Raw genomic sequence first — 23749 nt, 5'->3', positions numbered from 1 at the left:
ACCTTGTGCCACTGCGTGCCACACCCCCTCAGGCCGTCTCCTCCTCCGGCTCCGGCTCGTCCGCCGGCCGCGTGAACAGCCGCGTCGCCGAGAGCCGCGCGACGCCGTCCGGCTCGCCGAGTTCGTCGGTCGCGTTCCGGATCGTCGCGTCGACGGACAGGTACTTGCGTCCCGCCCGCAGGTCCGCGTCGTTGCGCAACCGCACGATCAGCGGGAACTCGCTCAGCGCGCCGGCGTCGAAAAGGCCGGTGGTGTAGATCAGCTGGACGCCCAGCGCCTCCGCGACCGCGCGCTGCAGTTCCAGCAGGTAGCCCGCCGACGCACGGCCGATCGGGTTGTCGAGGAACAGCACGCCGGAGTGCCGGTTGCGGGCCTTGCCGCGGTTGTTCGCCCGCAGCGCCGCCAGGGTGCAGTACAGGATGATCGCCGCGGTCAGCTGCTGCCCGCCGGAGAACACGTCCCTGATCTCGGAGACACGCTGCCGCTCGGTCCGCAGCACGGAGTCCGGCTTCAGCATGTCGACCCGGAAACCCTTGGGAGCGGCGGCCTGCACGCCGCGCAGTACGAGCGAAGGCCCGTCCCGCTTGACGTCCCGGCCGTCGGAGGTCTTCCCCACCGCGGCTTCGTCGACGACCTCGCCCAGCTTCTCGGCGAGCACGTTCTCTTCGAGTTCGGTGAAGCGGATCCGCAGGAACTCCTGGCCCGACCAGTCGCCGAGACCGTCCGGCAGCCGCGAAACCCGTTGTGCCGCACGGAGAGTGCGCAGTGCGCCGTCGACCATGCCCTGCAGGCGCGTGATGATGCCGCCGCGGTGCCGGTCGATCTGCGCGAGATCGTCGGTGAGCGTCCGCAGCCGGGGCCGCAGTGCCTCCGCCCATTCCGCGGCGTGGGCGGGCAGCTGATCGCGGCGGACCGAGATCACCTGCTGCCGCACCGGTGTGCTGAGCTTTTCGAACCGTTTGTCGGTGGCGTACTGCGCCAGCTGGTCGGCCGCGGCCCGCACCCGGCGGTCACCCGCGTCGGCGGCGTCCTGCGCCTCGGTGAGCGAGGTGTTGAGCCGGGAGTGCTTGACGCGCGCGGATTCGACATCGCCGTCGAAGGCCGCCTCTTCGTCCTCTTTGGCCAAAAGGTGCGCCATGGACTCGGCCAGCAGACCGAAGCCGGACGCGGACGTCTTCGCGGACTCCAGCGTCGCTTCGGCCGCCGCGCGGCGGTCCTGCAGTTCCTCCCATTTCCGGGCGGCGGCGGACACTTCGAGACCGGCTTCGTCGATCAGCTCCAGGCCGTGTTCGATGTCCTTCGGCCTCGCGTCGAGGGCGAGCTGGGGGCTCGCTAGCTCCGGAAGCTGGCTCAGTTCCGCCTTGCGGGTCGCGACGAGCCCGACGATCTCGGTGCGTTCTTCCTCCAGCACCGTGACCGCGCGGTTCGCCCGCGCCTGCGCCGCCGCCCGCGCCGATGCGTCGGAGCCGTCCGGCGTCTCCAGCAACGCCGAGGCCCGCTCGCGGACAGCGTCGTCCAACGCCTCCACAGCCGCCCGCGCGGACGCCTCGACACTCTCGGCCTGATCGAGTTCCGCACGGAGGTCGCTGCCGACCTCCACCTTCGCGTACGCCTCGGAAGCCGACGCGAAAGTCCGCCGCAGCGCGTCCACCGGCTCGGCGGGCACGGGGTCGTTTTCGGTGACGTCACTCGATCCCGGCACCTCGGCCAGTTCCGCCTTCGCGGTTGTTGCCGTGCGCCGGTGTCCGTCGGCCGTGCGCTGCTCCTCGCTCGCCTGCTCGCGCAACCGGGACGCCTTCACCGCGGCTTCGGACGCCGTCGCCTCCGCCCGCTCGGCGGTCTCGGTCGCGCGTTCGACGTCGTCCGTCCACTCGGGAATCTTCGCGGCGCGCGCGGCGAGTGTTTCGAGCCCGCGGGCCCGCTCCCCCGCCTCGGCCGAAGCCGCACGCAGCTCGGGGACCCGTTCCCGCAGCCCGGCCGCCTTCTCGCCGAGACGCTGGAACTCCTTTTCCGCCTGCTCCAACGCGGTCTGCGCGGTTTCGTGTGCGGTACGCGCGTTCTGGAGCTGCTCGGCCAGTGTCGCGATGCTGCCGGGCGGGTAGTCCTCGCGCCAGGTTTTGAGCTTCCACGACAGGGCGCTGTCGTCGGCCAGCGACGTCGCCAGCGCTTCCAGGCGGCGCTGACGTTCCGCGTGCCGGAGCGCGATGGCCTCGCGCTCGGCGTCGGCGGCTTCTTCGTCGTACATCGCCGGGTTCGGCGGCACGAGGAAGGCGATCCCGGCCTCGTCCGGCAGGCGGTCGGTCGTGGTGGCCTCGGTCGTGGCGACCGGGATGATCGTGGTGGGCAGCAGACGCCGCTCCGCCAGGATCTTCTCGGCGAGCCGGACCTGCTCCGGTTCGTTGAGCAGGATTCCCGAGACCAGCTGGGGCGCGCGGGCCAGCACGGCCGCCCGCCGCTTTTTGTCCAAAGTAGACAGGTAGCGCCAGCCGGACCAGGCGTTCATCCCGGCGGCTTCCAGCGCGTCCAAAGCGGCCTGGACCTCTTCGGTGGCGGGCAGGAGACCACCGGAGCCGAGCGCGTTCAGCGCGCGCTCGTCGACGGATTCCTCCATCCGCAACGCGGTCTGTTCCCTCTCCGCGGCCGAACCCGCCTCGCGAAGCCGCTCCAGCAGCACCGGGAGGTCCGTCTCCAGTGTGACGTCGTCGGCGCCGAGGAGTTCGCTCAACCGGGGTTCGACGGCGAGCGCGTCGGTGCGCCGGTTGGCCCGGTCGAGTTCGTCGGCCGCGCGTTCGAGACGGTCCTTTGTGGACCCCGCGAGCCGGTGCGCGTCGTTGACGGTGACCTGCGCGGAGCGCAGATCTTCGGCGACGCGTTCGAGTTCCTGTTCGCGCCGAACGAGTTCCGCGGCGGTCGCCTCGGCCTCGGCCCTGGCCGCACGCGCCGCTTCGGCGACGTCGGCACCGGCCTTGAGCGCGCCGGACCGGACCGTTTCCGCGATCTCCTCACGGATTTCGGCGATCCGCGCGCCCAGCCCCCGGGCCTCCGCCCGGCGCGAGGCCGCGAGGTTCGCCGACTCGTCCCGTTCCGCCTGCGCCTTCTCCGCCTCGGCACGCAGGGCACCGACATGGGCTTCGGCCTTCGCCGCCTGCTCGGCGGCGTTCTTGGCCAGCGCCAGCAGACCCCGCGCGAGCGCGCCCGCGGCGGCGTTGCGCGCCTGCAGCGCGGGCTGCGCCTTCTGCTCGCGACTTCCCACCAGTTCCCGGAAATCGCGGGCCTTGCGGGAAGCGTTGAGGTGGTTGAGCACGGTGGCGCATTCACGCCAGGCCTCGGCGGCGGTCTTGGCCTCGGCCAGTTCGCCGTCGATCCGCTTCTTGCCCTCCTGCGCCTCTTCCAGCCGCAGTTTCCCGACCAGGCGGCGGAGTTCGGTGACTCCGGCGGTGAGACGACGGTGGTCGCCCTCGGCCAGTTTCTCGGCGGACTTCACCTCGTCGACGTGCTGTTCGAGCCCGCTCAGTCGCTCGTTCTCCAGCTTGTCGCGCGCGGCGACCTGACCGGCCAGCGTCCGCATCTCGGCGCGGGCCGCCTCGGCGAGCTTTCGTGACGCGGCGGCGACGCCTTCCTCCTCCGCCAGCGGCGTGAGCAGATCGAGGGCACCGGCGACGAAATCGCGCTCCGACAACAGGTCCCCGCGCTGGGCGAGGTTGTGCGCGTACGTCGCGACGACCTCGGCGAGGTCCTTCGGTTCCTCCTCCGAAAGCACCGCGCGCAACAGGAACTCGACGAACGCCTCGTCCGTGCTGAACGCGAAGGCGTCCGCCGCCTCTCCCTCACCGGCGTTCATCGCGCGCTGGTACCGGAAGAGTTCGGTGTCGAGGCCGAGACCGTCGAGCCGGGACGTCCATTCGTGGTGCCGCCGCGTCCAGAACAGCTCCAGTTCCGGCTCGCCGCCGTGCACCTTGTCGAGCTGGTCGTGGAAGCCGGACATCGTCAGCAGCCTGCCGTCCGACGTCAGCGGCAGCGAGTCCAGGTCGAGCGAGGGCGTCGGCCGGAAGCAGTACCAGGAATCGACGAGGTTCTCCGAATCCGCCGACACCACGTGCCCGCGCCATTCCGACACCTTGCCGGTGATCACCCGGTGACCGGTCTCGACCTGCAGCCATTCCAGCACGACGTGCGAGACGTCCTTGGCGGCGACGAACTTCTCCAGCACCTTGGTGTTCGTCGTGCCGACGACCTGGCGGCGGCCGGGCAGCATGACCGAGAAGATCAGCTTGATCAGGACGGACTTGCCGCCGCCGTTCTCCAGGAACAGCACGCTCGCCGGCGACGGCCGCCGCGGCGGCCCCTCCCCCGCGAGGTGGATCCCGGCGCTGAACAGCGCGTCCTGTTTGGGCGCGGTGATGGCCGCGCCGACGCCGCTGAAGTCCAGCACGACGTCCTGGTACCGCGCGCCCGCCGGACCCACCGAGTGCAGGCGAACCCGCGAAAGCTCGTACATCGACTCCCCTTGGTTAAAGCGTGTCCGACGCGGCCGCGCGCAACGTCCCGCCGCCGTTGGCGACCGAGACCACGTTCAGTTCCAGCAGATCGTCGAAGGCCGCGTCGGCGGCGAGTTCGCGCACCTGCACCTGATAGCGCGGCGTCGTCCGGTAAGTGCCGCCCTGTTCGCCGCTGACCTGGACGAGAAAGCCTTGATCGGCGAGGAAACGCAGGGCCCGCGCGACCATGCCGCGCGTGGTGTCCGACGCCAGTCTGCCGTCCTTGGTCGCCGCCGCCGCCGGACGCCGGGCGTAGGCGCGCCAGGCCTGTTCGAGTTCGGGCGCGTCGGCCAGCGGGTCGTTGTTCGCCTCCGCCTCCGCCGCGCGCTCGTCGAGGATCCGGCAGGCCTCCCGCACCATCGCGTCCACCTGCTCGACGCTGACGCGGCCGATGTAGGTGTCGTTGGCGAGGTCGTCCGGGCGCGGGTAACCGAGCGCGGCGGTGGCCAGGTGCACGAGCCCGTGCAGGACCTTCTCGGTTTCGCGGCGTTCGCGGATCTTGCTCTGCCGCGCGTAGCTGTCCATCTTGATCTCGAAGACCGACTCGTCGGTCGCCGCCAGCACGGCACCGGCCTGAAGGTTGACCTCCAGCACCATCAGCCCGAGCCCGGCCGCGACCGCGTGCGTGAGCTGTTTGAACGCCCTGTCCTCGCCGTAGCGCCGGACGAGGTCGCCGTACACGACGTCCCGCGACGGCAGCTGCTTCGGCCGCATGCCGAAGGAAACCAGCCTGGCCGCGGATTCGACGTCCCCGGTTGTCGTCACGCGACCTCCTCCTCTTCGTCGTGGCGATCGACCGCGGCCGACGAAAGCAGCAGATCCGCTCCGCCGAACTCGGGGTCTTCGAGCAGCGTGCCGTCGTCGACGGCCAGCAGCACCTGGCGCTCCCCCTGCCGGAGCGCCGCGCCGACTTCGGGACTGTAGGCGTGCACCGCCCGCAGGGCGACCAGGGCGGGCAGCCCGGGATCGATCCGGCGGGCTTCTTCGAGCAGCCCGGACAACCGCCGCGGCACCTCCGGCAGGTCGAGCAGGTCGTCGGCGAGCCGCCACTGCTCGTCGCCGAACCGGTCGGTGACCTCGGCGGGCATGAGCTCGGGTTCGGGGATCTCACCGACGAGCTGATCGCGTTCGGGGGCGGGCCGCAGCAGCAACGACACCAGCGACGACAGCGACGGCACGGTCGGCGGGGAGATCCCGGCTCCGGCGTGGAAGAACGATTCGGCGGGCGCGACGGCTTCGGCGATCGGCAGGCCCAGCGTCGGCATCAGGAGCTGGCCGAACAGGTCGATCGTCGCGCGTTGCGGCGGCCCGGAGAACTGCTGACGGTCTTGTTCGGCGCGGAACACCGCGCCCGCGTCGGCCAGCCTCGACTGGAGCCGCGTGTGGCGGCGGATGCAGTCGCCGACGATGTCGACGAGTTCGGCCGCGCGGCGTTTCCGGTCGAGGTCTTCGGTCTCGTCCCTCGACGCGGTGATGTTCTTGAGGATCGCGTTTTCGGCGCGGAAGCGGGACTCGATATGGGACAGCGCCTGGTCCAGCAGGTCCGGGACCTCACGCTCCCAGTCGACCGCGCGCACGTCGCGACGGGTGGCGTCGAGCTTGGCACGCAGCGTCTCACCGTACTGGACCGTCCGGTAGCGGGCCTGTTCCGCCGCGAGCTTCGCGTCGGCGAGGCGGCCCCGGTTGATCAGGTTCTCCAGTTTGACCTCGGCCGCGATCTGGGCGGACTCGACGTCGGTGTCCAGCGCGCCGACGAGCACGTTGATCGCCTCGTCGGTGGCGCGCAGGTAGACCTCGCCGTCGGGCGCGGCCAGCTCGACGAGCAGCTTGAAGTCGAACTGGCGGCGCTGGTAGCCGCCGCCGGGGCCGATGGAGCCGTAGACGCGACGGAACCCGCGATCGGTGGTGCCGACATTGATCAGATTGTCGAGGACCCACCGGGCGACCTTGGCATGCTCGTCGGGAGTCCGGCCGGGCGCCTGGAGCGCCACGAACGGCAGCAGCCGCGTGATCACCTGTTCGTGGTCGGCGCCCGTGTCGAAGTCCATCGAGACGGTGACCTGGTCGATCGTATGCAGGGCGATCTCGGCCATTTGGTAGATCGTGGCGTCCGCCCAGTCCAGCTTCGCCTTGCGCGCGTCGAGGTCGTGCAAGGGCGCGGTGCAGGCCAGCGCCTTGAGGCGGCGGGTCAGCCCCTCGTCGGCCAGCCCCATCCCGGTCAGCTCGTCGTCTCGCACAGCAGGCCAGGCTAGTCGCCGCCCCCGGCACCTCGCACGGGTGACCGGGGTGCCCGGGGTTCCGGGCGGCGGTAGCGTCTGGTTCATGCGTGAAATGAGCCGGGACGAATGGTGGGAGTTCGCGAGCGAGGGCACGCGGACGGGCATGCTCGGCCTGGTCCGCGCCAACGGGGCACCGATCGTGACGCCGGTGTGGTTCCTGCTGAACGAGGGGCCGGACGGTGACGAACTGATCTTCACCACCGGCACGGACACCCTCAAGGGGAAGGCGCTGCGACGCGATCCGCGGCTTTCGCTGGCCGTCGACGACCAGAAGCCGCCGTACTCGTACGTGCAGTTCACCGCCGAAGCCGTGTTGCACGACGATCTCGACGAGATGCTCGAATGGGCGACCAAGCTCGGTGGGCGGTACATGGGCGCCGACCAGGCCGAGGCCTACGGCAAGCGGAACGCCGTCCCGGAGGAGTCGTTGGTGCGGGCACGGATCACGAAGGTGATCGCGCGGGCGGACATCGCCGGCTGACGCTTCCCTCTCCGGGTGCACGGCTGCTGCGTGTGTATCACCAAAGCGACGTTGCGAAAGCCACTTTCGCAACGCTGAAGGTTGCGAAAGTGGCTTTCGCAACCCGCCGACCCGGAGACATGTCGCTGGCCGCGACACCCTTTCCTCGCGTTTAGTCCTCTGGATGCGGTACTTGCGTGTGCAAGGACGCGTTCGGGGAGCGTGACCCTCCGTGTTGATGTTGGTCAAGTATTGACACGAAGCACCCGCTGGTGTGTGATTTGAAACATAGATAGGAAAGTTTCCTAACTAAACTCCACGTCACCCGCCGGGCTCGCCCGGTCCGCCGTTGCACCTCCCGACCCCGAACTTCACGCATGGAGGCTCCAGTGGCACCCCGACCACCGTGGCGCGCGTTGCTCACGTGTGCCGCCGCAACGGCGATGACCTTCGCCGTCCTGCCGGCGCTGCCCGCCGGCGCGGCACCGACCGAGCACGAATCCGAAACCGCGGCGATCTCCCAAGGCGCCGTCGAAAAGAACCACGCGGGCTATTCCGGCACCGGGTTCGTGAACTTCGACAACGTCGCCGGCAGCTATGTCGAGTACACGGTGAACGCCGCGCAGGCCGGAACCCGGACGCTGACCTTCCGCTACGCCAACGGAACCACGATCGACCGGCCCGTCTCCTTGAGCGTCAACGGCACCGCCGCCGGGACGCTGTCCTTCCCCGGCACCGGGGCGTGGACCACTTGGAAGACCATCACCAAGGACGTCGTTCTGGCCGCCGGGGCCAACAAGATCCGCACCACCGCGACGACCGCGAACGGCGGGCCCAACGCAGACAAGCTCACCGCGAGCGGGGTCCTCGACGCCGAAGCGCCGACCCCGCCGAAGAACCTGGCCGCCAAGGACGTCAAGGCCCGCAGCGCCACCTTCACCTGGGAGGCCGCGACCGACAACGTCGGCGTGGTCCGCTACGACGTCATGCGCGGCGGCAACGTCCTCAAGACCGTCGACGGCAACACGCTCACCACGACCGTCGACAATCTGCAGCCGAACACGGCCTACGACATCTCGGTCGGCGCCTTCGACGCGGCCGGAAACCCTTCACAGCAAAGCAATGTCGTCCAGTTCACGACCCCACCCAGCGGGGACACCACCCCACCGACGGTGCCGGGGAACCTCCGCTCGACGTCGGTGACCGCGAACAGCGTCTCCTTGGCGTGGAACGCTTCCACGGACAACAGCGGCACCATCGCCGGTTACGACGTTTACCAGGGCACCACGAAGGTCGCGACGACGCCTTCGCTCGAAGCCACGGTGACCGGCCTGACCGCGAACACGTCGTACACCTTCACGGTGAAGGCGCGCGACCTCGACGGCAACGCTTCGGCCGCGAGCACCGCGCTGACCGCGAAGACCAGCGGCGCCGCGGGCGGTGGGATTCCCGAGTACGACAAGGACATCACGAAGGCGGACCTTGCCTGGTCGGTCGACTTCCTGCCGGACGGCACGGCGCTGGCGACCGAACGCGACCGGTTCGAGATCCTGCGGATCACGCCGTCGGGTGAGAAGACCACGGTCGGCAAGGTGCCCGGCGCGGTCGGCACCAACGGCGAGGGCGGCCTGCTCGGCATCGCGATCTCGCCGAACTACGCCACCGATCACGCGATCTACCTGTACCACACGGCATCCGGCGACAACCGGATCGTGAAAATGACCTACGACAACGGAAAACTGTCTTCGTCCTCGACCCCGGTGCTCACCGGGATCGCCAAGAACCGTTACCACAACGGCGGAAGGCTGCGCTTCGGCCCGGACGGCAAGCTCTACGCCACCGTCGGCGACGGGCAGAACAAGGAAACCGCGCAGAACAAGGGTTCGCTCAACGGCAAGATCCTGCGGGTCAACCCCGACGGATCGGCTCCGAGCGACAACCCGTTCTTCTCCACCGGCGGCAACGCCCGCTACGTGTGGAGCTTCGGACACCGCAACCCGCAGGGCCTGGCGTGGGACTCCCGCGGCCAGCTGTGGGCTTCGGAGTTCGGCGACGGCAAACTGGACGAGCTCAACCTGATCCAGAAGGGCGGCAACTTCGGCTGGCCCCAGTGCGAGGGCACCAGCGGAACCTGTGGTGGCACGGTCGCGCCGAAGAAGACCTGGCCGACCAGTTCCGGCGGGCCGAGCGGGATCGAGATCGTCAACGACTGGATCTACGTCGCGGCGGTCACCAGCGAACAGCTCTTCGCCACCCAGATCAACGCGGCGGGCAACGGCGTCGGCTCGGTGCAGTCGCTGTTCTCCGGCCGCTGGGGCAGGCTCCGCTCGGTCACCAAGACCCCGGACGGCGGCCTGTGGGTCACCTCGACCAACGCGGACAAGAACGGCGGCACCCCGAGCGGGATCGACAACGTCGTGGTCCGGCTGAAGTTCCCCGGCGCCGCACAGCCGGGAGCGTTCAAGCTGACCAGTTCCGCGTTCGCCGACAACGCGTCGATCCCGGACAAGTTCACCTGCGCCGGTGACGGCACCGCGGGCCAGGACACCTCCCCGCCGCTGGCATGGGGCGCCGGGACCACCGGTGCCAAGGGCTACGCGATCGTCTTCGCCGACGTGGCCAACAACGGCAACAAACTGCACTGGGCGATCTGGGACATCCCGGCGTCCGCGGCGTCCACGGCGTCCACAGTGTCACTGCCCGAAGGCCTGGGCGCGGGCTACTCCGTTCCGAACCAGAACGGCGCCAAGCAGAAGGCCATGGGCAGCGGGGCGAACTCGCAGAAGTACTTCGGCCCCTGCCCCGGCGGCTCCAGCCATCCCTACACCTTCACGCTCTACGCGCTGAAGTCGGCGACCGTGCCGGGCTTGTCCTCGTCCTCGACGATGGCGCAGATCGAGACGGCGATCAAGAACGCCTCGACGGACAACGTCAAGCTACGCGGCAAATCCAGCGCCGCGTCCTGAGCACGGCCGGGGTGTCCGGAGCGGCGCCGGGCACCCCGACCGTATCCAGTGTGAGCTGGAGGAACGCCACCCCGCCCGGGTTCTCCCGGCGGGGTGGTTTTTCGTTCACCAGCCGAACAGGTTCCGCATGATCCGCCCGCACCGCTCGGTCATCGCCGCGGCGTCCTGATCCGGCTGGTCGATCCACCAGCTGATCAGCGAATCGACCACGCCGGTCCACACCTGGGCGATCGCCTCGATGTCGCGATCGTCGTCCAGGCCCCGTGAGCGCATCAGCTGAGCGGCGCCGACCAGGGCGAACCCGTCGAGCCGGTAGCGGTAGTCGATGGCGACGCCGGCGATCTCACCCGTCGAAGGCACCGTCGGGTCGCGGAGCAGCTTCCACGCGTACCGGTCGTTGTCGAACGTCTCGAAAATGGCCGAGAGCACCGCGAGCGGCATCCGTTCCGGCGGCTCGGCCTCCGTCGCCATCGTCTCGGCGACCCCTTCGGTCAGCCTGTCCCCCGCCCGGTGAAGGCAGGCGAGGTACAGCCCGTCCTTCGAGCCGAAGTACTGGTACAGCAAGGGTTTCGTGACGCCGACCCGGCGGGCGATCTCCACCATCGACGCCCCGGCGTACCCGTTCCTGCCGAATTCCTCCGTCCCGGCGCGCACGATCTGGGTTTCCCGCTCTTCACGAGGCACCCCCTTCGTGCCGACGGCCCTTGCTTCTGTCACGGCGATTATCTTACCCTGAGGTAAGTGACCCTCGGGTAAGTTACCTGATGGTCAGATAACGGGGCGGACCAGGGAGAAGTGCGGTGGCGGATTTTCTTGCCCATCTGAGTGACCCGGTGCTGATGGCGACACCGGTGTTCCTCCTGTTCGTCGCGATCGAGATCCTCGCTCTGCACGTACTGGGCCATGACGACAACGTCATCGGCTACAGCGTCAAGGACACGCGCACGAGCATGTCGATGGGCGCGGTGGCGGTGGTGATCAACGGTGTCTTCCGCATCGCCATGCTGTTCGTGTTCGCCGCGCTCTACGAACTGGCGCCGGTGAAGTTCAGCCCGCACGACTGGTGGACCTGGGTCCTGATGCTGCTGGGCCAGGAGATCGTCTTCTACGCCTACCACCGGGCGAGCCACCGCGTCCGGCTCATGTGGGCAGGCCACCAGGTGCACCATTCGAGCGAGCACTACAACTTCTCGACGGCGTTGCGGCAGAAGTGGACCCCGTACTTCCAGCTGCCGTTCTGGTCGATTCTCGCGCTCGCGGGGATTCCGCCGTGGATGATCCTCACCGGACTGTCGATCGACCTCGTGTACCAGTTCTTCGTGCACACCGAGAAGATCCGGAAACTGCCGCGCTGGTTCGAGTACGTGTTCAACACGCCTTCACACCATCGTGTGCACCACGGTAGCGACCAGGAATACCTGGACGCGAACTACGGCGGCATCCTCATCGTCTGGGACCGGATGTTCGGCAGTTTCGTGCCGGAGGGCAAACGCCCGACCTACGGGCTGACCAAGAGCGTCGAGTCCTACAACCTGCTCAAGGTCGGCTTCCACGAGTACGGCTCGATCCTGCGCGACGTCCGCGCGGCGGAGTCGTGGCGGGACAAATTCGGCTATGTGTTCGGCCCGCCGGGCTGGCAGCCCAAGGAGGCGCTAAGCGCTCCTGCGCAAGGCCGGTGAGTTCTCCGGGCGGATCTCCGGCGGCGGCCGCTGCGTGAGGGCCACATCGGTGAGCACGAGTTCCCGCTCGAGCACTCGTCGCCGCGTTACGCCTGCCCGCCGCGGGTCAACGCCTGGGAGAGGACCTCACCGGTCCGTCGCTTCGCGAGGTAGAACGCCGCCTCGTGCGGTTTCGCCCCGTTGTCGACGGTGTAGCCGCTGTCCAGGACACCGTCGGCGCCAGGGAACAGCCCGCTCAGATCCGGCCGCGCGGCGACGAGATCGTCCCGGTCGGCCAGGTTCACCCAGCGCGCGACACCGGGCGGGACGGACGGCGGCTGCGGACGGGTCCGTTCGTAAACCACCGTGCGCAGGCCCAACGGCGAGCCGAGGGTGAGCAGCAGCGGCAACGGACGGCCGTGCAGGTGGGCGGCTTCATAGGCGACGACGGAACCGAGCGAATGCCCGACGAGCACCTCCGTCTCCGGCCCGATGTGCTCGGCGACGCGCTCCTGCACACGTTCCCGGATCGTTTCGTCGGTGAGGTACAGCGTCACCTGCTTGAGCGCCTTGATCACCACGCGTTCGGCGAACGCCACCCCGAGCCGCGCGAACGGCTTCAGCCGCACCAGCGCGTTCAGCACCGGGCGGGCGGCCGCGCGTACCCCTTGGGTCTCCCCCGCCAGGCCTCCGAGCTGAGCCAATTCGACCCTCGCCCGGTCCCGGTCCGTCTCGCGGGACGCCGACGAAGCCGCGTTCCGGAGCCATTCCGCCGCCAGGGTCTCGGCGAGCGCCCACTCGTCCGCGGTGAATTCGTCCGCGCCGCCCTGCTGGCCGTCCCTGCGAAAAAGGTCGCCGTAGAAGGCCATCCGCGCGTCGCCGGGCCGGGCGTCACGCCACACGGCGTCGGCCAGCGTGGCGTCACCGGCGAGCCGGACACCGCCCGCGAGACTCGGCAGCCATTCGGCCTCGAGCGTGTCCGCGGACTTCTGTTCCTGGGCGATGCGTGCACCAGAACGATCCGAGCCATGGCGCACGGTATCGCGGCCCGCCCTTGCCGGTGACCGTCCGATGAGACAAAGTGATCTCCGTGGGAGAGCGGAGGTCGTTGGTGGTCGCGTCGCAATGCGACTCACTGAACCTTCTCTCGTTCCTCCCCGACGCGGGTCATCAGGTGTCGACGGCCCTGCTCGACCCCGAGATCGGCGGCTGCGTGCCCGCGCTCGAAGACGGCCGCGGCCTGCTCGTCGACCCGACGATGGTCGAGCTGGACGACGCGCTCGTGGAGGCCTTCGAGCGCGCGTCGGACGACGAGGCGACGCTCTTCCTCTCGCTCGTCGGCCACGGCGAATACGCCGACGACGACTTCTACTTCCTCACCAAGGACACCGGCCTGCCGGTGGACAGCCGCCGGTCGTTCCTGTTCGCCCAGCGCATCAAGGAGCTGCTCGGCCGCTACTCGACGCTGGACGGTCTGGTGATCCTGCTCGACACCTGCCACGCCGGTATCGGGGCGAGGCAGGCGGGCCAACGCTGGCTGAGGATCGTCGGCGAAGCGGGCAAACGTTTCGACCTGCTCACCGCCTCGGACGACCGCGTCGCGGCCAACGGCTGTTTCAGCCGGTCACTGGTCTCGGTCCTGCGGTCGGGGCACGCGGAGTTCGGCGAACGCGTCCGCTGCGCGGATCTCAAACGGGTGATCACCGGCCTGTGCCCGATGCAGACCGCCATCCACCTCGGTTTCGACGGCACCCGTGAGGTGGCCGAGGCCGATCAGGGGCTGTGGCTCGCGCTGAACTCCTCCCCTTCTTGGCGGCGCTCCCCGCTGGCGGGCAACCCGGCCGCGCCCCGGATCGAACGGCTCACCGCGAACTACCAGCAGGATCCGAAACTCGGCGAGACCGTCGGGCGCCTGCTCACCGGCGCCCGGCTGGTCGCGATCACGGGTGAAGCCGGCGCGGGGAAGTCGACCATGCTCGCCGCGCTCGCCCGGCCGTCGGTGGCCGGCTCCTATGTGCCGCCCGACTTCCTGCACGGCGTCCTGTTCGCGAGCCGCGGCGACACGGCGGAGCGGCTCGCGCGGGAACTCGCCCGCCAGTTGCGGCGCACCGTGCCCGGTTTCGCCGAAGCCGAGCAGGCTCACCATGCCGGGCTCGACGACGCCGCCCGCAGTGGGGCCAGCGCTTTCGACCTGGCCTTGCTCGGTCCGCTGCGGACGCTCGCTCCACAGTGGACCGCGGCAGCACCGGTCCGGATCGCCATCGACGGGCTCGACGACCTCGACCCCGACGTCCGGGAACGCCTGTGCGGCCTGATGCGAAGCCTGTCTGCGGACCCGGGCTTGGACCTGGTGACGACGGTCGTGGCGACGCGGGATCCGGCCCGCCTTCCGCCCGCGGTGGAGATCCCGCTGGTGATGGCAGGCGGTTTCGAGCGGCCGCCGGGGTCCGACCCGGAGTGGGAGCCCAGGGAGGCCGCCGATTGGACCCCCCTGCCGGAACACGACACCGGCTCACCGACTTCACCGAGGATCACCCCCGCCACCTTGATCGTCGACGTCCCGGGGCTGCCGCCCGCGCGGCACGAACTGTCCTTCGGGCTCACGACGCTCGGCCGCAGCAGGAACGCCGCGCTCCGGCTCGGGGATTCGCGGGTTTCCCGGCTCCATTGCGAGATCCACTGGGACGGCTTTACGGCGTGGCTGACCGACCGGGACTCCGCCAACGGCACTTTCGTCAACGGGCACCGGGTGCTGAACGCCGAGCTGGCGCATCGCGACGTGCTCCGGCTCGGCGACTCGACGGTCACCTTCATCAGCGTCACGCAGGAGGACCAGGACGAGGAGGACCAGCGCGGCACCGGCGCGGTGGCCTCGCCGCGACCGGAGCGAACGATCCTGCTGGAGCTGCTGGGACCTGCCGCCACCCGCGGGCCCGTCCCGATCTCGATCCTCACCGCGGCGAGCGCGGCGGCGGGCGGACCGGACCGGCGGGTGCACGTCCGCGACGTCCTGGCCGGGTTCGGTGACTCGGTCAGCCGGACGCGGGCGGGTCTCGCCGACGAAACCGTCCTGTGGACCGGAGAGCCGCCGGTGCTCTTCCCCAGCGAAGTGAAACGAACGCACGCCCGGCTGGCGGCGGCGACCTCGGAGGTGGCACTCGTGACCGGAGACGACGAGCCGACGCCGGAGCAGAGTTACGCGGCAGCCAACGAGGCCGAGCACTTCTGGCTCGCCGGACTCCACGAAGACGCCCTCGCCTCGCTGGACCGCCGGGCGTCGCACATCCCCGTCGAGAACCGGGAACGCTGGGCGGCCTGGACGAACCGCGCGGCACGGGAACTCGGCGAGACCGACCGGATCACGTTGCGCTGCAAGGCAAGGCACGCCACGTGGACCGGCAAGGCAGGCGACGCGGCCGGCGCGCTCGCCCGGTTCGGCGAACTGCTGCCGATCGCCACGACCACCCTGTCGAGTGACGACGAGGACGTCTTGAGCATCCGCAACAACATCGGGCATCTGCTCGCCGAACTCGGCCGTTACGAAGAATCCCGGGCGGAGTTCGAAGCTCTCGTCCGCGACGCCACCCATGCCCTCGGAGCCGACCATCGCGAGACGCTGCACGCCCGGCATTTCCTCGCGGTGGCGACGGGCAAGACCGGGAACGGGGAGGAGGCCCTCCGCCTCGCCCGGGAACTGCTGCCGCAGGCGAAGCAGGCGTTGGGCGACGACGAGATCGTCAGCCACGTCCGGCACAACATCGCGTTCTGGAGCGCCGAAATCGAGCCCCCCCCCGCCGTTTCGGAGTATCGACGGCTCCTCGACGAAGCGAGGGGACGGCTGAGTGAGCGGCATCCCGACGTCCTCGACCGCCGGTTCGGTCTCGCGCTCGCGCTCGCCAAAGCGGGCCAGGTCACCGAGGCGCTCTCGACCTGGGCCCTGCTGCTGGCCGATTCCGTCGAGGTCCGCGGCGAACGGCACGGCGAAACCCGGAAGATCCGCGAGCAGCTCGGCTACTGGGGCGCGCGGGAGTGAGCGGTGAGCGCACTGCGGATCGCGCTCCTGACCTACCGCGGGAACCCGCGCAGCGGCGGCCAGGGCGTGTACGTCCGGCATCTGAGCCGCGAACTCGCCGCGCTGGGGCATCACGTCGAGGTGCTGTCCGGGCCGCCCTACCCGGAGGTGGATGACGGCGTGCGGTTGACGAAGATCCCGGGGCTCGACCTGTTCGCGGAGCCGAATCCCTTCCGGACACCGCGGCCGGGTGAACTGCGCGATCTGCCGTCGTGGGTGGAGTTCCTCGGCATGCGACGCGGCGGTTTCCCCGAACCTCTCGCGTTCTCCCTGCGTGCCGCGCGTCATCTCGCGAAGCGCCGGGGCGAATTCCACCTCGTCCACGACAACCAGGGGCTCGGCTACGGAATGCTCCACTGTGGACTGCCGACGGTCGCCACCGTCCACCATCCGATCGCCGTGGACCGGGCGTTGAAGCTCGCGACCGTCACCGGACGCGAAGCGGCACGGGTCAAGCGGTGGTACGGGTTCGTCGACATGCAGCACCGGGTCGCACGGCGGCTGCCGACGCTGACGGTGTCCCAGGCGTCCCGCGCGGCCATCGGCCGGGAGATGGGCGTGCCGGAGGACCGGATCCACGTCGTCCCGCTCGCCGCCGACACGAGGTTCTTCCGGCCGCGGCCGGAGATCCCGCGGGTCCCCGGACGCGTCGTGGTCACCGCCAGCGCGGACGAACCCTTGAAGGGGCTCGATCACCTGCTGTCGGCGTGGGAACGGATCGAGGGCGAACTGGTGATCGTCGGCAAACCGAAACCGGACGGCCCGGCGGCGCGGGCGCTCGCCCGGCTCGGCCCCGGCGCCGGCGTCCGATTCGTCGGCGGGCTGACCGACGACGAACTCGCACGGTTGCTCTGCTCCGCCGAAATCGCTTGTATACCTTCGTTGTTCGAGGGGTTCTCGCTCCCGGCCGCCGAGGCGATGGCCTGCGGGACACCGGTCGTCGCGACGACGGGTGGGGCACTTCCCGAGGTCGTCGGCGACGCGGGGATCCTGGTGCCGCCGGGTGACGTACCGGCGCTCGCGGAGGCGCTCACCAAGGTCCTCGGCGACGAACACCTGCGCGCCGACCTCGCGGACCGCGGCCTGGCGACGGCCGGTGCGCTCAGCTGGCGGCGCACCGCCGAGGAGACCGCGGCGTACTACCGGCGTGTCCTCGGCCGGGAGCGTGCCGGATGCTGACCGTCGACTTCGGACGGTTCCCCGTCGGCCCCGGGGACCGGGTGCTGGATCTCGGTTGCGGCGACGGCCGTCACGCCTACGAAGCGTTCAAACGCGGCGCGGACGTGGTCGCCGCCGACCTCGACGACATCGCGCTCAAACACGTGCGGGACATGTTCGCCAACCTGGCGGAGGCGGGCGAGGCTCCCGCCACCGCTTCGGCGCTGGCCGTCCGCGCGGACGCCCTCCGGCTTCCGTTCCCGAGTGGTTCATTCACCCGGGTGATCGTGGCCGAGACGCTGGAGCACATCCACGCCGACCGGACGGTGCTCGCGGAGGCGAGCCGCGTGCTGGCGCCCGGCGGCAGACTGGTGGCGACCGTGCCGCGCTGGTGGCCGGAGCGGATCTGCTGGCTGCTCTCGGACGCGTATCACGAGGTCGAAGGCGGGCACATCCGGATCTACCGCCGCCGCGAACTGCTCGGCAAGATCGGGGAAGCCGGGCTGCGGACGGAAGGCGGCCATCACGCGCACGCCCTGCACTCGCCGTACTGGTGGCTGAAATGCGCCGTCGGTCCCGACGAGGAGCACCGGCTCTGCGCGCTGTACCACCGGTTCCTGGTCTGGGACATCATGCGGAGCCCCCGGCCGGTGCGGTTCGCCGAGTGGGCGCTGAACCCGGTGCTCGGCAAGAGCCTCGTCGTCTACGCGCGCAAACCGTGAAGGCCACCGCCGCCACGATCGCGGCCGTGCAGCGGCCGGACGGCGGGATCCCTTGGGAGACCGGCGGTCATCTCGACCCGTGGAACCATCTCGAAGCCGCCATGGGGCTGGACGCCGCCGCGTTCGGGGCCGAGGCCGAAGCCGCGTACGGCTGGCTGGTCCGCAACCAGCGCCCGGACGGATCCTGGGCGGCCCGGTACCACGACGACGAGATCGACTTGTCCACTATGGACACGAACTTCACCGCCTACGTCGCGGTCGGGACGCGGCACCATTTCCTGCTGACCGGGGACCATGCCTGGCTGGACCGGATGTGGCCCGTCGTGGACAGAGCCGTCGACGCCGTCTTGCGGCGGCAGCAACCGTCTGGCGCCATCTCCTGGCGCGACGACCCCGAAGTCCGGCTGGTCGCGGGATGCAGCAGCATCCACCACGCGCTGACGCAGGCGCTGGCACTCGCGTCCACGATGGGACTGGACCGTCCACAATGGCGGGACGCGGCACACCGGCTGCGTGCGGCCCTGGTCGGCGAGCCGCGGCTGTTCGCGGCGAAACCGCACGCGATGGACTGGTACTACCCGGTTCTGGGCTCCGTGGTGACCGGCGCCGACGCCTTGGCGCGGCTGGCGGCGGGCTGGGACCGGTTCGTCGCTCCCGGGCTGGGAGTGCGCTGTGTGCACCACGAGCCGTGGGTCACCGGCGGGGAGACCGCCGAACTGGCACTGACCCTCGCCGCCCGCGGTGACCGGGACCGCGCGGGCGAACTCCTCGCGTGCCTCACCCGGCTCCGGCTCGACGACGGCTCGTACTGGACCGGCTATCAGTACGCGGACGAAGAATTCTGGCCGGACGAGCGCACCACGTGGACCTCGGGCGCCGTCCTCCTGGCGACGGCGGCCATGGCCGGCGAGGTGGCCACCTGCGAGGTCTTCGGCGAACACCGCGTTTAGTCCTCTGGATGCGGTCGTCGCACGCGCAACTACCGCATCGAGAGGACTAAACGCGGGCTACTCAGGCTTCGTCTTCCTCCAGCATGTCCGGCGTGACCGCGGATTCGGTGTCCGGAATGCCCTGTTCCTTCGCCTTCTTGTCGGCCATCGCCAGCAGACGGCGGATCCGGCCGGCGACGGCGTCCTTGGTCATCTGCGGCTCGGACAGCTGACCGAGTTCTTCGAGCGAAGCCTGCCGGTTCGACAGGCGCAGTTTGCCCGCGGCGAGCAGGTGGTCCGGGGCGGATTCGCCGAGGATGTCCAGCGCGCGCTCCACCCTGGCCGCCGCCGCGACGGCCGCGCGGGCCGAACGACGCAGGTTCGCGTCGTCGAAGTTCGCGAGCCGGTTCGCGGTGGCGCGCACCTCGCGGCGCATCCGCCGCTCTTCCCAGGCGAGCACGCTCGTGTGCGCACCGAGCCGGGTCAACAGCGCACCGATGGCGTCGCCGTCACGCACGACGACCCGGTCCGCACCGCGGACCTCACGCGACTTGGCCTGGATGCCCATCCGCCGGGCGGCGCCGACGAGCGCCAGCGCGGCCTCGGGGCCGGGACAGGTGACTTCGAGCGACGACGAACGCCCGGGTTCGGTGAGCGAGCCGTGCGCCAGGAACGCACCGCGCCAGGCGGCCTCCGCGTCGGCGACGCCACCGGACACGACGGCCGCGGGCAGCCCGCGCACCGGACGGCCGCGCTGGTCGATCAGGCCGGTCTGCCGGGCGAGCCCCTCGCCGTCCTTGACCACCCGGACGACGTACCGCGTGCCCTTGCGCAATCCGCTGGAGGAAATGACGTGGACGTCGGACTGGTGTCCGTACAGTTCGTGGATCTCCTTGCGCAGCCGCCTCGCCACCGAACCGGTGTCGAGTTCGGCCTCCACCACGACGCGGCCGGCCACGATGTGCAGCCCGCCCGCGAATCGCAGCATCGACGCGACCTCCGCGCGGCGCGGGCCGATCTTGGTGATCTCCAGCCGGCTCAGCTCGTCCTTCACGGCGGCGGTCATCGCCATCGCTGCCCCTCCATACCTTCAGCTCCTCCCCCGGTGAGACTCCAGAGCGTCCCGCATACAGCCCGCGAGCGCATCAGGATCATGCCGCCCCGTCACGACCGGGTCAGCCACCGCCCCCAGCAACGCCCGCGCGCCCAGTCTCCCGGCAGCGTCTCGCAACCGGGCTGGTGAGGGCACCGAGTCACGATCCGCGATGACCGCGTCCACCCGCAATTCCGGGGCGTGTTCGAACAGTACGTCCAAATGCTTTTCCGGCGAGAACCCCGCCGTCTCCCCCGGTTGGGGGATCAGGTTGAGGATCACGACCTTCGTGGCGTCCGTTCGGAGCAACGCGTCGTGCAGATCCGGCACCAGCAGATGGGGCAGCACGCTGGTGAACCACGACCCGGGGCCGAGGAACACCACGTCCGCCTCGAGCACCGCCTCGATCGCCTCGGCGCAGCCGCGGGGCGGCCGGTCGGCCTGGCCGGGCGGGTGCAGGCTGATCCGGTGCACCTGCCCCGGGGTCGTCGCCACCGCCACCTGACCGCGGATCCGCCGGACCGCCTCGGGATTCTCGGCGTCCAGCCCCGAAACCTCACCCTGGATCTCCAGCGGTTCGGGTGACATCGGCAGGACACGGCCGGAAATGCCCATGAGCCTGCTCGCCTCGTCGAGCGCGGCGACCGGATCCCCGAGGACCTCGAACAGCCCGGCCAGCAACAGGTTCCCGACCGCGTGCCCGGCGAGCGCGCCGTCGCCGCCGAAGCGATGCTGGAACACCTCGGCCCACAAGGTTCCGCCGTCTTCGGCGGCGAACGCGGCGAAGGCCTGCCGCAGGTCGCCCGGCGGCAGCAGCCCGAGCTCCCGGCGCAGCCTGCCGGACGAGCCCCCGTCGTCCGCGACGGTGACCACGGCGGTGACCTGCGAGGTCACCCGGCGCAACGCGGTGAGGGTGGCGTGCAGGCCGTGCCCGCCCCCCAGTGCGACCGCGCGCGGATCACTCGCGGCCAAGGTCGCGGTGCACCACCTTCACGGCCATACCGTCCTCATTGGACAGACGCTGGGCGAGCTCCTCGGAAATGGCGACGCTGCGGTGCTTCCCGCCCGTGCAGCCGACGGCCAGCGTCAGATACCGCTTGCCCTCGCGCTTGTAGCCCGCGCCGATCAGGCGCAGCAGCTGGTGGTAGCGGTCGAGGAACTCGTCCGCGCCTTCCTGGCTGAGCACGTAGTTGCGGACCTCGCCTTCGAGGCCGGTGTGGTCGCGCAACTCCGGGATCCAGAACGGGTTCGGCAGGAACCGGACGTCCATCACCAGGTCGGCGTCCATCGGCAGGCCGTACTTGTAGCCGAAGGACAGCACGGTGACCCTGGTCTGCGTGCTCGCCTCGGAACCGAAGGCGTCCTCGATCTTGGCGCGCAGGTCGTGCACCGAAAGCGACGACGTGTCGAGTACGAGGTCGGCCTCCTCCCGCAGCGGCTCCAGGAGCGTGCGCTCGGCGGTGATGCCGTCGGCGAGCCTGCCGTCACCCTGCATCGGGTGACCTCGGCGGACGGCCTCGAACCGGCGCACCAGCACCGCGTCCGTCGCCTGCAGGAACAGGACGCGCGGCTTGTACCCGCGGGCGTCGAGGTCCTTGATGACCGACGCCAGGTCGTCGGTGAACGCGCGCGAGCGCACGTCCATCACCACGGCGACCTTGGTGATCGCGCCCCGCGCCTGCGCGCCGAGCTCGACCATGGTGGCGATCAGTTCGGGCGGCAGGTTGTCCACCACGAACCAGCCCAGATCCTCCAGGCATTTCGCGGCGGTGCTGCGGCCGGCGCCGGACAGACCGGAAACGACCGCGACCTCCATCCCCGAACCGCGGCCTTCTTCTTGCGCACTCACGATGGTCCCTTCACCGGTCACGTACTGGACTCCCCCGCCGCCGCGGCTGTTTCCCCTGCGAGTGCCGCGACGACCGCTTCGGCGGTGCGCCTGCCGAAGCCGGGCACCGCCTCGATCTCCTCTATCCGCGCTTCGCGGAGTTTCTTCACCGAGCCGAAATGCTTGATCAGCGCGGTACGGCGAGCCTGCCCCAGCCCGGGCACACCGTCCAATGCGGACACCTGCATCCGTTTGGACCGTTTCTCGCGGTGGTATCGGATGGCGAACCGGTGCGCCTCGTCACGCAGCCGCTGCAACAGATACAGCGCGTCGGAGGTGCGCGGCAGGATCACCGGATCGGGATCGCCCGGGAGCCACACCTCCTCCAGCCGCTTCGCCAGGCCGACCACGGCGACGTCGGTGACGCCCAGTTCGGAGAGGACGTCCGCGGCGGCGGTGGCCTGCGGGCCCGCGCCGTCGACGACCAACAGGTTCGGCGCGTACGCGAACTTGCGCGGCTTGCCGGTTTCGGGGTCGATGCCCGGACGGTCCGGATCGACCTCGGCACCTTCGGCGTTTTCCTTGAGGTACCGGTAAAACCTGCGGCGGACGACCTCCGCGATCGAGGCGACGTCGCCTTCCTCCGCGGCCTCGCGCAACGCGAAGCGCCGGTACTCGGACTTGCGCGGGATCCCGTCCTCGAACACCACGAGCGACGCCACCACGTCACTGCCCTGGATATGGCTGATGTCGACGCATTCGATGCGCAGCGGCGCGGTTTCCAGCGCCAGGTAGTCCTGCAGTTCCGCCAGCGCGGCCGAACGCGCGGTGAGGTCGCCGGCACGGCGCAGCTTGTGCTGGGTGAACGCCTCGCCGGCGTTGCGGGTCACGGTCTCCGCGAGCGCGCGTTTGTCGCCGCGCTGCGGCACCCGCAGGCTCACCCTCGACCCGCGCAGCCCGGAAAGCCATTCGCCGAGCGCTTCCGCGTCGGCGGGCAACTCGGGGACGAGGACCTCGCGCGGCACCGGCGACCCGAGGTCGGGATCGTCCGCGCGCTCGGCCTCCTCACCGTAGAACTGCGTGAGGAAATGGTCGACGAGATCCTTGACGTCCATTTCTTCGGCCTTGTCGATCACCCAGCCGCGCTGGCCGCGGACCCGGCCGCCGCGCACGTGGAAGACCTGGACCGCGGCTTCGAGTTCGTCGTGGGCGAAGGCGACTACGTCCGCGTCGGTACCGTCGCCGAGCACGACCGCCTGCTTCTCCATCGCGCGCCGCAACGCGCCGAGGTCGTCGCGCAGCCGGGCCGCGCGCTCGAACTCCAGCTCTTCGGACGCGGCCGCCATTTCCTGTTCCAGGCGGCGGATCAGCGCGTCGGTGCGACCGGCGAGAAAATCGCAGAAGTCCTCGACGATCGCGCGGTGTTCGCCCGCGGAGACCTTGCCCACACACGGCGCGGAGCACTTGCCGATGTAGCCGAGCAGACAGGGCCTGCCGATCTGGCCGTGCCGTTTGAAGACGCCCGCCGAACAGGTGCGCGCGGGGAAGACCCGGAGCAGCAGGTCGAGCGTTTCGCGGATGGCCCAGGCGTGCGCGTACGGACCGAAGTACCGCACGCCCTTCTTGCGCGCGCCGCGATAGACGTGCAGACGCGGGAACTCCTCGTTCATCGTGACGGCGAGGACCGGATAGCTCTTGTCGTCGCGGTAGCGGACGTTGAACCGCGGGTCGAACTCCTTGATCCAGTTGTACTCCAGCTGGAGCGCCTCGACCTCGGTGCTCACCACGGTCCACTCGACGCTCGCCGCCGTCGTCACCATCTGGCGCGTGCGCGGGTGCAAGCCCGTGAGGTCCGCGAAGTACGAGTTCAGCCTGCTGCGGAGGCTTTTCGCCTTGCCGACGTAGACGACCCTCTTCGTGGCGTCACGAAATTTGTACACGCCAGGGGCGTCCGGGATGCTCCCCGGCGAGGGACGGTAGGTGGTCGGGTCAGCCACGCCGCCAAGCCTATGGGGCACCACCGACAGTCTTGCGGGCCCCCATGCT

16 protein-coding genes are annotated in these 23749 nt (G+C 70.0%); 7 read left to right on the top strand and 9 right to left on the bottom strand.

Annotated features, from left to right (window positions below; all coding sequences use genetic code 11):
* Positions 1 to 28 precede the first annotated feature (28 nt).
* The 3 genes from ACLJQ7_RS18660 to ACLJQ7_RS18650 are packed head-to-tail and all read right to left on the bottom strand — an operon-like array spanning position 29 to position 6751.
* Positions 29 to 4498, bottom strand: a complete 4470-nt coding sequence (locus tag ACLJQ7_RS18660) for a hypothetical protein (protein WP_410649454.1) — start codon at positions 4496 to 4498, stop codon at positions 29 to 31.
* 13 nt (positions 4499 to 4511) lie between these two features.
* Positions 4512 to 5252, bottom strand: coding sequence for a hypothetical protein (locus tag ACLJQ7_RS18655; RefSeq protein ID WP_046199931.1), 741 nt, complete (start codon positions 5250 to 5252; stop codon positions 4512 to 4514).
* A 47-nt stretch (positions 5253 to 5299) separates the two neighbouring features.
* Complete coding sequence (locus ACLJQ7_RS18650) at positions 5300 to 6751, bottom strand: hypothetical protein (RefSeq protein WP_410649810.1); 1452 nt, start codon at positions 6749 to 6751, stop codon at positions 5300 to 5302.
* A 109-nt stretch (positions 6752 to 6860) separates the two neighbouring features.
* On the opposite strand from ACLJQ7_RS18650, the gene ACLJQ7_RS18645 reads away from it, so the two are divergent.
* Both ACLJQ7_RS18645 and ACLJQ7_RS18640 read left to right on the top strand, forming a co-directional pair.
* Positions 6861 to 7298 (top strand): PPOX class F420-dependent oxidoreductase, encoded by a 438-nt coding sequence (locus ACLJQ7_RS18645; protein WP_410649453.1) that lies wholly within the window; start codon positions 6861 to 6863, stop codon positions 7296 to 7298.
* A 422-nt stretch (positions 7299 to 7720) separates the two neighbouring features.
* Positions 7721 to 10243 carry a PQQ-dependent sugar dehydrogenase gene (locus ACLJQ7_RS18640; RefSeq protein ID WP_410649809.1) on the top strand — a complete coding sequence of 841 codons (2523 nt, stop codon included), beginning with the start codon at positions 7721 to 7723 and terminating at the stop codon, positions 10241 to 10243.
* A gap of 105 nt (positions 10244 to 10348) precedes the next feature.
* Here the strand turns inward: ACLJQ7_RS18640 and ACLJQ7_RS18635 are convergent, their stop codons facing one another.
* Positions 10349 to 10960 (bottom strand): TetR/AcrR family transcriptional regulator, encoded by a 612-nt coding sequence (locus tag ACLJQ7_RS18635; RefSeq protein WP_410649452.1) that lies wholly within the window; start codon positions 10958 to 10960, stop codon positions 10349 to 10351.
* 83 nt (positions 10961 to 11043) lie between these two features.
* On the opposite strand from ACLJQ7_RS18635, the gene ACLJQ7_RS18630 reads away from it, so the two are divergent.
* Positions 11044 to 11922 (top strand): sterol desaturase family protein, encoded by an 879-nt coding sequence (locus ACLJQ7_RS18630; protein WP_410649451.1) that lies wholly within the window; start codon positions 11044 to 11046, stop codon positions 11920 to 11922.
* 86 nt (positions 11923 to 12008) lie between these two features.
* Here the strand turns inward: ACLJQ7_RS18630 and ACLJQ7_RS18625 are convergent, their stop codons facing one another.
* Positions 12009 to 12938 carry a hypothetical protein gene (locus ACLJQ7_RS18625; RefSeq protein WP_410649450.1) on the bottom strand — a complete coding sequence of 310 codons (930 nt, stop codon included), beginning with the start codon at positions 12936 to 12938 and terminating at the stop codon, positions 12009 to 12011.
* A gap of 71 nt (positions 12939 to 13009) precedes the next feature.
* On the opposite strand from ACLJQ7_RS18625, the gene ACLJQ7_RS18620 reads away from it, so the two are divergent.
* From ACLJQ7_RS18620 to ACLJQ7_RS18605, 4 genes are read left to right on the top strand one after another with little or no spacing between them, the layout of a single operon-like run.
* The gene (locus ACLJQ7_RS18620) at positions 13010 to 15934 is read left to right on the top strand and encodes an FHA domain-containing protein (RefSeq protein WP_410649808.1); all 2925 of its coding nucleotides are present in this window, start codon (positions 13010 to 13012) and stop codon (positions 15932 to 15934) included.
* A gap of 3 nt (positions 15935 to 15937) precedes the next feature.
* Positions 15938 to 17152: a glycosyltransferase family 4 protein gene (locus ACLJQ7_RS18615; protein WP_410649449.1), complete on the top strand. Its 1215-nt coding sequence runs from the start codon at positions 15938 to 15940 to the stop codon at positions 17150 to 17152.
* Positions 17146 to 17853 (top strand): class I SAM-dependent methyltransferase, encoded by a 708-nt coding sequence (locus ACLJQ7_RS18610; RefSeq protein ID WP_410649448.1) that lies wholly within the window; start codon positions 17146 to 17148, stop codon positions 17851 to 17853. The genes ACLJQ7_RS18615 and ACLJQ7_RS18610 overlap by 7 nt, the downstream gene beginning before the upstream one ends.
* Positions 17850 to 18803, top strand: coding sequence for a prenyltransferase/squalene oxidase repeat-containing protein (locus tag ACLJQ7_RS18605; protein ID WP_410649447.1), 954 nt, complete (start codon positions 17850 to 17852; stop codon positions 18801 to 18803). The genes ACLJQ7_RS18610 and ACLJQ7_RS18605 overlap by 4 nt, the downstream gene beginning before the upstream one ends.
* A gap of 61 nt (positions 18804 to 18864) precedes the next feature.
* Here the strand turns inward: ACLJQ7_RS18605 and whiA are convergent, their stop codons facing one another.
* From whiA to uvrC, 4 genes are read right to left on the bottom strand one after another with little or no spacing between them, the layout of a single operon-like run.
* Positions 18865 to 19854, bottom strand: a complete 990-nt coding sequence (gene whiA / locus ACLJQ7_RS18600; protein WP_034311722.1) for a DNA-binding protein WhiA — start codon at positions 19852 to 19854, stop codon at positions 18865 to 18867.
* An 18-nt stretch (positions 19855 to 19872) separates the two neighbouring features.
* A complete protein-coding gene (locus ACLJQ7_RS18595) occupies positions 19873 to 20847 on the bottom strand; it encodes a gluconeogenesis factor YvcK family protein (RefSeq protein WP_410649446.1) in 975 nt (324 codons plus the stop codon).
* On the bottom strand, positions 20834 to 21691 hold the full coding sequence (gene rapZ / locus ACLJQ7_RS18590) for an RNase adapter RapZ (protein WP_101606758.1): 858 nt from the start codon (positions 21689 to 21691) through the stop codon (positions 20834 to 20836). Before rapZ ends, ACLJQ7_RS18595 begins: the two co-directional genes overlap by 14 nt.
* A gap of 50 nt (positions 21692 to 21741) precedes the next feature.
* The gene (gene uvrC / locus ACLJQ7_RS18585) at positions 21742 to 23700 is read right to left on the bottom strand and encodes an excinuclease ABC subunit UvrC (protein ID WP_410649445.1); all 1959 of its coding nucleotides are present in this window, start codon (positions 23698 to 23700) and stop codon (positions 21742 to 21744) included.
* Between the last annotated feature and the right edge of the window lie 49 nt (positions 23701 to 23749).

The organism is Amycolatopsis sp. cmx-4-54 (assembly GCF_046548895.1).
Taxonomy (GTDB): domain Bacteria; phylum Actinomycetota; class Actinomycetes; order Mycobacteriales; family Pseudonocardiaceae; genus Amycolatopsis.
This window is presented reverse-complemented; position numbering and strand designations above follow the sequence as displayed.